Origin of the sequence: Pseudomonas sp. WS 5411, from assembly GCF_012985595.1 — a bacterium.
GTDB classification, from domain to species: domain Bacteria; phylum Pseudomonadota; class Gammaproteobacteria; order Pseudomonadales; family Pseudomonadaceae; genus Aquipseudomonas; species Aquipseudomonas shahriarae.
This window is the reverse complement of record NZ_JAARMC010000006.1, coordinates 72,247-81,819: the sequence shown is the minus strand read 5'-3', so window position 1 is coordinate 81,819 and position 9,573 is coordinate 72,247. Positions and strand designations below refer to the sequence as shown.

Sequence of the window (9,573 nt, the reverse complement as noted above, 5' to 3'; positions counted from 1 at the left end):
GCAGTCTGGATTGCGAATACGCCATGACCCTGCAATACCCAACCATCGCCGATTGCGTCGGCAACACACCTTTGGTCCGCTTGCAGCGCATGGCGGGTAACACCAGCAATACCTTGCTGCTCAAGCTCGAGGGGAATAACCCGGCGGGCTCGGTCAAGGACCGTCCGGCGCTGTCGATGATCGCCCGTGCCGAGCAGCGCGGGCAGATCAAGCCCGGCGACACCCTGATCGAAGCCACCTCCGGTAATACCGGGATTGCCCTGGCCATGGCCGCAGCGATCAAGGGCTACAAAATGATCCTGATCATGCCCGACAACGGCAGCGCCGAGCGCAAGGCCGCGATGACCGCCTATGGCGCCGAGCTGGTCCTGGTGACCCAGGAAGAGGGCATGGAAGGCGCGCGTGATCTCGCCGAGCGCATGGCCGCCGAAGGCCGTGGCCAGGTGTTGGACCAGTTCGCCAACGGTGACAACCCCGAGGCGCACTACACCAGCACCGGCCCGGAGATCTGGCGCCAGACCCAGGGCACCATCACCCATTTCGTCAGCTCCATGGGCACCACCGGCACCATCATGGGCAACTCGCGCTACCTCAAGGAGCAGAACCCGGCGATCCAGATCGTTGGCCTGCAACCGATGGAAGGCGCGGCGATCCCGGGGATCCGCCGTTGGCCCGAAGAGTACCTGCCCAAGATCTACAACGCCGCCCGCGTCGATCGCATCATCGACATGGCCCAGCGTGAAGCTGAAGACACCACCCGTCGCCTGGCCCGTGAAGAAGGCATCTTCTGCGGCGTGTCCTCCGGCGGTGCGGTTGCGGGGATGTTGCGTTTGTCTGCAGAACTGGAAAACGCGGTGATCGTCGCGATCATCTGTGACCGAGGCGACCGCTACCTGTCGACCGGCATTTTCGACGCGCCCAACTGATGGCCAAGCAAGAGCGAGGCCTGCGCTTCCAGCCCACGGGTGGCAGCCGGGCGCCCCAAGTACCGGTCGGCAAAAAGCAGCGCCTGACCATTGAGCGCCTGGCCAATGATGGCCGGGGGATCGTGTTTTTCGAAGGCCGCACCTGGTTTGTGGTGGGTGCCCTGGCCGGCGAGGAAGTCGAGGCGCGGGTGCTGGGTGCCCATGGCAAAGTGGTCGAGGCCCGCACCGAGCGGGTGTTCAAGGCCAGCGAACTGCGCCGCCCGGCGCCGTGCGTCCATGCAGGTCGTTGCGGCGGTTGCAGCCTGCAACATTTGCCCCATGGCGAACAGCTTGCCCTGAAACAGCGCATGCTCGCCGAGCAATTGTCCCGTGTCGCCGGGGTCGAGCCCCAAGAGTGGGCCGCGCCGTTGAGCGGGCCCGAGTTCGGCTATCGCCGCCGCGCCCGTGTCGCGGTGCGCTGGGACGCCAAGGCCAAGCGCCTGGACGTGGGTTTTCGCGCCGTGGCCAGCCAGGACATCGTGGCCATCGACGATTGCCCGGTGCTGGTACAGGCCTTGCAACCGATCATGCAGCGTCTGCCCAATATGTTGCGGCGCCTGAGCAAACCTCAGGCCCTGGGGCATGTCGAGTTGTTCAGCGGCTCGTCGATTGCCGTGTTGCTGCGGCATATGGCGCCGTTGTCCGACGCTGACCTGCTGGTGCTGCAGGAATTTTGCGCGTTCCATGACGCCCAGTTGTGGCTGCATGGAGAGGGCGAGCCGCAGCCGTTCGCGGCCGGGCAGGCCCTGGGCTATCGTCTGGAGCAGTGGGACCTGGAGCTGGCGTACCGGCCGGGGGATTTTGTCCAGGTCAACGCCGGGGTCAACGAAGCGATGGTGGCCCAGGCGCTGGACTGGCTGGCACCGCGCTCCGACGAACGGGTACTGGACCTGTTTTGTGGCCTGGGCAACTTTGCCTTGCCCCTGGCCCGCCAGGTGCGTGAAGTGGTGGCGGTAGAGGGCGTGCAGGCCATGGTGGACCGCGCGGCCCTCAACGCAGGCAGCAATAATTTGCATAATGTGCAGTTTTTTCAGGCCGATTTGTCCCAGCCTTTGAGTGACGCGCAATGGGCCAAAGCAGGCTTTTGTGCGGTACTCTTGGACCCACCCCGTGATGGTGCCCTGGAGGTTGTGCGCAAGCTCGCCACTCTGGGGGCTGATCGCCTGGTGTATGTGTCCTGCAATCCAGCCACGCTGGCGCGGGACACTGTCGAGTTGGTCAAGCAAGGCTACCGGCTAAAACGTGCCGGGATCCTCGATATGTTTCCGCAAACCGCGCATGTCGAGGCGATGGCGTTATTTGAAGCGAGCTAGGATGCTCGCTTAGTCCGACTGGCCTGCGTTCTCCTGGGCCTGTGACCTGCCAGGGAGTTCGCGTTACAAGGGTCAGCGATTTTGACGCGCTACAGGCGCGTCGTAGGGAAGGTAAGCAAGATGGTACAGGTGAGAGCACACCAGCCGATCAACACCGACGGCAGTATCAATCTCGAGGCATGGCTGGATCATGCCGTCAGTGTCGATCCGGCACTGGACCGTGAAGCCTTGAAAGCCGCCTGCGAGTTCGCTCGCGAGGCCGAACAGCAAGACAATGCGGCCAAGAATCTGTGGGCCGAAGGAACTTCCAGTTTCCGTACCGGGCTTGAAATCGCCGAGATCCTCGCCGACCTCAAGCTGGATCAGGACTCGCTGATCGCCGCGGTGCTCTATCGCGGCGTGCGCGAAGGGCATATTGCGTTGCCCTTGGTCAGCCAGCGTTTCGGCGCGGTGGTGGCCAAGCTGATCGACGGCGTGCTGCGCATGGCTGCGATCAGCGCCAGCCTCAGCCCGCGCCAGTCGATGGTGCTGGGCACCCAGGGCCAGGTGGAAAACCTGCGCAAGATGCTGGTGGCGATGGTCGACGACGTACGCGTGGCGCTGATCAAGCTGGCCGAACGTACCTGCGCGATCCGTGCGGTGAAAACCGCCGATGACGAAAAGCGCAACCGCGTCGCCCGCGAGGTCTTCGATATCTACGCGCCCCTGGCCCACCGCCTGGGGATCGGCCATATCAAGTGGGAGCTGGAGGACCTGTCCTTCCGCTACCTCGAACCCGATCAATACAAACAGATCGCCACCCTGCTGCATGAGCGGCGGCTGGATCGTGAGCGCTTTATCAGCGATGTGATGGGCCAGTTGCGCTCGGAGTTGCAGGCGACCGGCGTCGAAGCCGATATCAGCGGGCGCGCCAAACACATCTATTCGATCTGGCGCAAAATGCAGCGCAAGGGCCTGGCCTTCAGCCAGATCTACGACGTGCGCGCCGTACGCGTGCTGGTGCCGGAAATGCGCGATTGCTACACCGCGCTGGGCATCGTCCACACCCTGTGGCGGCATATTCCCAAGGAGTTCGACGACTACATCGCCAACCCCAAGGAAAACGGCTACCGCTCGCTGCACACGGCGGTGATCGGCCCCGAGGGCAAGGTGCTGGAAGTGCAGATCCGCACCCATGCCATGCACGAAGAAGCCGAGCTGGGGGTTTGCGCGCACTGGCGCTACAAGGGTACCGACGTCAAGGCGGGCTCCAACCAGTACGAAGAGAAAATCTCCTGGCTACGCCAAGTGCTGGAGTGGCACGAAGAACTCGGCGATATCGGCGGCCTGGCCGAACAGTTGCGGGTGGATATCGAGCCAGACCGGGTCTATATCTTCACCCCCGACGGCCACGCCATCGACCTGCCCAAGGGCGCGACACCGCTGGACTTCGCCTACCGGGTGCACACCGAGATCGGCCACAACTGCCGTGGCGCCAAGATCAACGGGCGTATCGTGCCGCTCAACTACAGCCTGCAGACCGGTGAGCAGGTCGAGATCATCACCAGCAAGCACGGCACCCCGAGCCGCGACTGGCTGAACCCGAACCTGGGCTACATCACCACGTCGCGGGCGCGGGCGAAGATTGTCCACTGGTTCAAGCTGCAGGCGCGGGACCAGAACGTCGCCGCCGGCAAGACCCTGCTCGAGCGCGAGCTGGGGCGCCTGGGCCTGCCCCAGGTGGATTTCGACAAGTTGGCCGAAAAAGCCAACATGAAGATTGCCGAAGACATGTTCGCCGCCCTCGGCGCCGGCGACCTGCGCCTGGCGCAACTGGTCAACCTGGCCCAGCAGTTGGTGGAGCCGGAGCGCGGCAGCGAACAACTGGAGCTGATTCCCCGCAAGGCCACCGGCTACAAGCCGGGCAAGCGCGGCGATATCCAGATCCAGGGCGTGGGCAACCTGATGACCCAGATGGCCGGCTGCTGCCAGCCGTTGCCGGGCGACGCGATCGTCGGCTACATCACCCAGGGCCGTGGGGTGAGCATTCACCGCCAGGATTGTGCCTCGGTGTTGCAACTGGGCGGGCGCGAGCCGGAGCGGATCATCCAGGTCAGCTGGGGCCCGGTGCCGGTGCTCACCTACCCGGTGGACATCATCATCCGCGCCTACGACCGTTCGGGGTTGCTGCGTGACGTCTCGCAAGTGCTGCTCAACGAGCGGATCAACGTACTGGCGGTCAACACCCGCTCGAACAAGGAGGACAACACCGCGTTGATGTCCCTGACCATCGAGATTCCGGGTCTGGACGCGTTGGGGCGGCTGCTGGGGCGTATCTCCCAACTGCCGAACATCATCGAGACCCGGCGTAACCGCACGCCATGAATCGCTGGATGAGTGCGGCCTGAAATGTGGGAGCGGGCTTGTGTGGGAGCTGGCTTGCCTGCGATGCAGGCGCCTCGGTCTACCCGATACCGATATGCCTGCATCGCGGGCAAGCCCGGCGCCCACATTTGCTCGGTGGTTTTCCCACTTGATCGGATAGAGAACGATGTATTCACTTGAAGACCTGCTACACCTGATGAACCGTCTGCGCGACCCGCAATACGGTTGCCCGTGGGACATCAGGCAAACCTACGCCAGTATCGTGCCTCACACCCTGGAAGAAGCCTACGAAGTCGCCGACGCCATCGAGCGTGGGGATTTTGAGCATCTGCAAGGCGAGCTGGGCGACCTGTTGTTCCAGGTGGTCTATTACAGCCAACTGGCCCGGGAAGAAGGGCGCTTCGAGTTCACCGGCGTGGTCGACAGCATCACCCGCAAGCTGATTCGCCGGCATCCCCATGTGTTCCCCACCGGCGACCTGTATGCGCCGCTGGATATCCCTCAGTTAAGCGAAGAGCAGGTCAAGGCGCGCTGGGAGCAAATCAAGGCCGAGGAGCGCGCAGAAAAATCCGCCGCCCCACAGCAACTGTCCCTGCTCGATGATGTACCCCACGCCTTGCCGTCCCTGTCCCGCGCCGCCAAATTGCAAAAGCGCGCGAGCCAGGTCGGCTTCGACTGGCCAGCGGCGCTGCCGGTGGTGGATAACGTGCGTGAAGAGCTCGATGAAGTGCTCGAAGCCATGGCCGACAACGACCCGGCAGCGATTGCCGATGAAGTCGGTGACCTGCTGTTTGCAGCGGTCAACCTGGCCCGGCACCTCAAGGTGGACCCGGAAACCGCCCTGCGCGGTGCCAATGCCAAATTCGAAAGGCGATTCCGATTTATCGAACAGGCATTGCGCGACACCCACCGTCCCATGGAAGATTGCACCCTCGAAGAGTTGGACGCCCTATGGGGCGAAGCCAAACGCCAGGAAAAGAATGTGTCCAACTGCGGTTGAGCAGTTGCCTAAGTGAGTAAGCACCATGAGCATTTCCCTTCGCGACCAGTTGCTCAAAGCAGGCCTGGTCAATCAGAAGCAGGCCAAGCAGGTCGGCAAAGACAAGCAGAAGCAGCAGCGCCTGGTTCACAAAGGCCAGGCCCAGGCCGATGACACCCAGCAGCGCCTGGCCCTGGAAGCGCAGGCCGAGAAGGTCAAGCGCGACCAGGAGCTCAACCGCCAGCAGCAGGAAAAGGTCGAGGCCAAGGCCCGTGCCGCGCAGGTCAAGCAATTGATCGAGACCTCGCGCCTGCCCAAGTTGACCACCGAGGACTACTACAACTTCGTGGACGACAAGAAGGTCAAGCGCCTGTCGGTCAACACCTTGATGCGCAACAAGCTGAGCAACGGCTCGTTGGCGATTGTCCATCACGGTGGCGGTTACGAAGTGATTCCACGGGAGGCCGCGCTGAAAATTCAGGAGCGCGCACCTGAGCGTATCGTCCAGATGAACATCCTCACCGAGACCCAGGTGCCGGATGAGGATGATCCGTACGCCGCCTATCAGATCCCTGACGACCTGATGTGGTAAGGCGTTAAAAACAACAAACCCCGCTCAAAAGGCGGGGTTTGTGTTTATAGGCACTGCGGCTGCGTGGGCCGGGTGGCTATGGGATTTCAGCGCTTCAGGCGCTTGATGCCTGGCGTCTCATTTCGAGGGTTTCGAGCTCGTTTTTATAGTTATGGGCGTCGCACTCGTTGTGAAACATACCGACCAGCAGGTCTTGTTGATGCACATCCCAGATATGAATCCCGTGGGCCAGGGCCTCGTGGGACATATGGGCATCGTCGCGTTCCGTTACTTTTACTGTCATCTGCTTGCTCCAGTCTCTGGTTGATCTGCGGCAAGGCGTCGCAGGCCTTTGTTATATATTTTGTTAGCTTGCTAAGTAAACTGACTTTGCACGCAACAATTCATTGCAGCAAACGCAACAATGCTCCAGGCCACGTAAACCGCGACATTGCGTCGCAGGGCCTGGGGTTTTATGACAAAAGCTTCATGTTCGAGTCAGGCTTTGGCCGGGTGCCAGGCCTTCCACCGCCATCCCAGGCGAGCCAGCTCCCACCTTGGAATGCACCACCTGTGGGAGCTGGCTTGCCTGCGATAACGTCAGTCGCCTCACTCCAAACGCCAGGCGAAAAAAAGCCCCGCATTTAGCGAGGCTCTTTTAAACACTCAACGATCAGCTGCCTTTCACAGCCTTGCCGTTGACCGTGCCGTCCAACAGCATGATGTTGTATTCCTTGCCGTCGGTTTCGACTTGTTGCAGGCGAACCAGCAGGTAATCCCAATCCTTGGCAAACCACATCACAGTAATGCGCTTGCTTTGCGTCGGGTCGCGCACGCGCTCAACCTTGATGGCGTCGATCTTGCCGGCCTTGGTCTCGACTTTCTCGGCACCCAGCACGCGGAAGTCATAGGTGTCGACTTCGCCGTCATCCACCACTTGGTAGCTCATGGTTTTCTTGCCGGCGGCCACGTCATGCTGCAGGGCCAACTGGTAAGTGGATTTGTCGACCATGCCACGGTTCAGCGGGATCTTCACCGCATCACCGCGATCGGTGCCGGTGACCATCTTGGCGGTCCAATCGAAGTCCAGGTCGGCTTTCTTGGCTTTACCCAGCCCACCCCGTTCAAAGTGGTAGGACTGTGGCAGCAAAGTATCCTTGTCCAGGGTCAAGGTGCTGGTTTCGGTCAGGCTGGCGATCATCATCGAGGCCTTGAAGCTGAGCTTCCAGGTACCGTCGGCGTTTTTTTCCAGGCTGCGTTCCGCAGTGCCGCTCATGGGCAACTGCTTCCAGTCGGCGGTATAGCTGGCGGAGAAAGGCTGAAGGTCTGCCGCATGCACGGCAGGCAGTGCAAACAGAGCAAAAGCGAAGAGCAGGGCGCGACGCATAAAATCTCCTAGGTACGAATCAAGTGGCCGCTGGCCGCAAGTAACTGGCCATCCAACAATGCACCCTGTTCACCGAGAACCAAGCGGCCTTCGGCAAACCAGCGAATCGCCAGCGGGTAAATCCTGTGTTCCTGGGTGTGAACCCGTTGCGCAAGGCTCTGCGCTGAGTCCGCAGACTCTACCGGAACTACTGCCTGTACGACCAGAGGCCCGCCATCGAGTTCCTCGGTGACAAAGTGCACGCTGCAGCCGTGCTCCGTATCGCCGGCCTCAAGGGCCCGTTGGTGAGTGTGTAACCCTTTGTATTTAGGCAGCAGGGAAGGGTGGATATTCAGCAGGCGCCCCTGGTAATGGCGCACGAAATCAGCGCTGAGAATGCGCATGAAACCGGCGAGGACCACGAGCTTGGGGTTGAAGGCGTCGATCAGTTCGATCAAGGCTGCATCGAAGGCCTCGCGACCGTCGAACGCCTTGTGATCCAGGGCGCGGGTGTCGATACCCGCGTCCTGGGCGCGTTGCAGGCCGTAGGCGTCGCTGCGGTTGGAAATCACCGCAGCGATGCGCACCGGGCTGTCGCCGGCGCGCGTGCTGTCGATCAGGGCCTGCAAGTTACTGCCGGTGCCGGAGAGCAGCACCACGACATCACAGGTTGCTGGCATCAGTGAGCCTTGAGGTTCTTCAGTTCAACCTGGGCAGCACCTTCGGCAGCCGTGGCGATCTGGCCGATCACCCATGGCTGCTCGCCGGCTTCACGCAGAACGTTCAGCGCGGTTTCCACGTGCTCTTGAGCCACGCAGATGACCATGCCCACGCCGCAGTTCAGCACGCGGTGCATTTCGGTCTCGTTGACGTTGCCTTTCTCTTGCAGCCAGTCGAAGACCGCCGGGCGCTGCCAGCTGGCCACGTCGACGATGGCCTGGGCGCCTTTTGGCAGTACGCGCGGGATGTTGTCCAGCAGGCCGCCACCGGTGATGTGGGCCATGGCCTTGACCGCGCCGGTGTCCTTGATCAGCTTGAGCAATGGCTTGACGTAGATGCGGGTCGGGGCCATCAGCAGGTCGGTCAGAGGCTTGCCGTCGAGCTGGGTGTTCTCGATGTCGGCGCCGGACACTTCGATGATCTTGCGGATCAGCGAGTAGCCGTTGGAGTGCGGGCCGGACGATGGCAGGGCCAGCAGGGCGTCACCGGCCGCCACCTTGGAGCCGTCGATGATCTCGGCTTTTTCCACGACGCCGACGCAGAAGCCGGCCAGGTCGTAGTCTTCGCCTTCGTACATGCCCGGCATTTCAGCGGTTTCGCCGCCGACCAGGGAGCAACCCGACAGTTCGCAGCCAGCGCCGATACCGGTGACCACTTGTGCAGCGGTCTCCACGTTGAGCTTGCCGGTGGCGTAGTAGTCGAGGAAGAACAACGGCTCGGCGCCGCATACCACCAGGTCGTTGACGCACATGGCCACCAGGTCGATGCCGATGGTGTCGTGCTTGTTCAGGTTCAGGGCCAGGCGCAGCTTGGTGCCCACGCCGTCGGTGCCGGAGACCAGCACTGGCTGCTTGTAGCCGGCCGGGATCTCGCAGAGGGCGCCGAAACCGCCCAGGCCGCCCATGACTTCGGGGCGCGCAGTGCGCTTGGCGACGCTCTTGATGCGTTCGACCAATGCTTCACCGGCGTCGATGTCTACACCGGCGTCCTTGTAGCTCAGGGAGGGTTGCTTGCTCATGATCCAGGCCTTTAGGGGGGATTCAGGGGTAACGACCGATGCGGTGGGCACAGAAGCTGAACACTTCAGGACGCCCAGCCGTTGACGGTCTGCGAAGGCGCGCGATTTTATCAGGCTTGAGGGGCAGCGGCCATCCTCGGGCCGACGGGCAGGGGCATATGGTGCTAAAAAAACCTTAATAGGCGCCGCGATCGCCTGTATTAAGGTATAGCCTTTAACCCGCTATCGTTATGACAGTACGAAAACTTACCGGGGCCTTGTGAATGTTTTGCCGGTC

The 9,573-nt window shown here is 61.9% G+C and carries 9 protein-coding genes; 5 read left to right on the top strand and 4 right to left on the bottom strand.

The genetic code is table 11. The features are described from left to right. The first annotated feature begins 23 nt into the window (after positions 1 to 23). The 5 genes from cysM to HBR93_RS11885 all read left to right on the top strand — a co-directional run bounded on the left by cysM (position 24) and on the right by HBR93_RS11885 (position 6,213). Positions 24 to 926: a cysteine synthase CysM gene (gene cysM / locus HBR93_RS11905; RefSeq protein WP_057438752.1), complete on the top strand. Its 903-nt coding sequence runs from the start codon at positions 24 to 26 to the stop codon at positions 924 to 926. Beyond that, complete coding sequence (rlmD, locus tag HBR93_RS11900) at positions 926 to 2,278, top strand: 23S rRNA (uracil(1939)-C(5))-methyltransferase RlmD (protein WP_057438753.1); 1,353 nt, start codon at positions 926 to 928, stop codon at positions 2,276 to 2,278. The genes cysM and rlmD overlap by 1 nt, the downstream gene beginning before the upstream one ends. A 120-nt stretch (positions 2,279 to 2,398) precedes the next feature. After that, positions 2,399 to 4,642 carry a GTP diphosphokinase gene (relA, locus tag HBR93_RS11895; protein WP_038446847.1) on the top strand — a complete coding sequence of 748 codons (2,244 nt, stop codon included), beginning with the start codon at positions 2,399 to 2,401 and terminating at the stop codon, positions 4,640 to 4,642. Between the two features lie 166 nt (positions 4,643 to 4,808). Next, positions 4,809 to 5,642 carry a nucleoside triphosphate pyrophosphohydrolase gene (gene mazG, locus HBR93_RS11890; protein ID WP_169960381.1) on the top strand — a complete coding sequence of 278 codons (834 nt, stop codon included), beginning with the start codon at positions 4,809 to 4,811 and terminating at the stop codon, positions 5,640 to 5,642. 25 nt (positions 5,643 to 5,667) lie between these two features. After that, positions 5,668 to 6,213, top strand: a complete 546-nt coding sequence (locus HBR93_RS11885) for a DUF2058 domain-containing protein (RefSeq protein ID WP_057958846.1) — start codon at positions 5,668 to 5,670, stop codon at positions 6,211 to 6,213. A 94-nt stretch (positions 6,214 to 6,307) separates the two neighbouring features. On the opposite strand, the gene HBR93_RS11880 is transcribed toward HBR93_RS11885, so the two are convergent. From HBR93_RS11880 to purM, 4 genes are all read right to left on the bottom strand, one after another. Next, positions 6,308 to 6,496: a hypothetical protein gene (locus HBR93_RS11880; protein WP_057438755.1), complete on the bottom strand. Its 189-nt coding sequence runs from the start codon at positions 6,494 to 6,496 to the stop codon at positions 6,308 to 6,310. Positions 6,497 to 6,865: 369 nt separating this feature from the next. Then, positions 6,866 to 7,579: a DUF3108 domain-containing protein gene (locus HBR93_RS11875; protein WP_057444555.1), complete on the bottom strand. Its 714-nt coding sequence runs from the start codon at positions 7,577 to 7,579 to the stop codon at positions 6,866 to 6,868. A gap of 8 nt (positions 7,580 to 7,587) precedes the next feature. Continuing rightward, the gene (gene purN, locus HBR93_RS11870; protein WP_169960380.1) at positions 7,588 to 8,238 is read right to left on the bottom strand and encodes a phosphoribosylglycinamide formyltransferase; all 651 of its coding nucleotides are present in this window, start codon (positions 8,236 to 8,238) and stop codon (positions 7,588 to 7,590) included. Beyond that, the gene (gene purM / locus HBR93_RS11865; RefSeq protein WP_032857036.1) at positions 8,238 to 9,296 is read right to left on the bottom strand and encodes a phosphoribosylformylglycinamidine cyclo-ligase; all 1,059 of its coding nucleotides are present in this window, start codon (positions 9,294 to 9,296) and stop codon (positions 8,238 to 8,240) included. Before purM ends, purN begins: the two co-directional genes overlap by 1 nt. Positions 9,297 to 9,573: the final 277 nt, after the last annotated feature.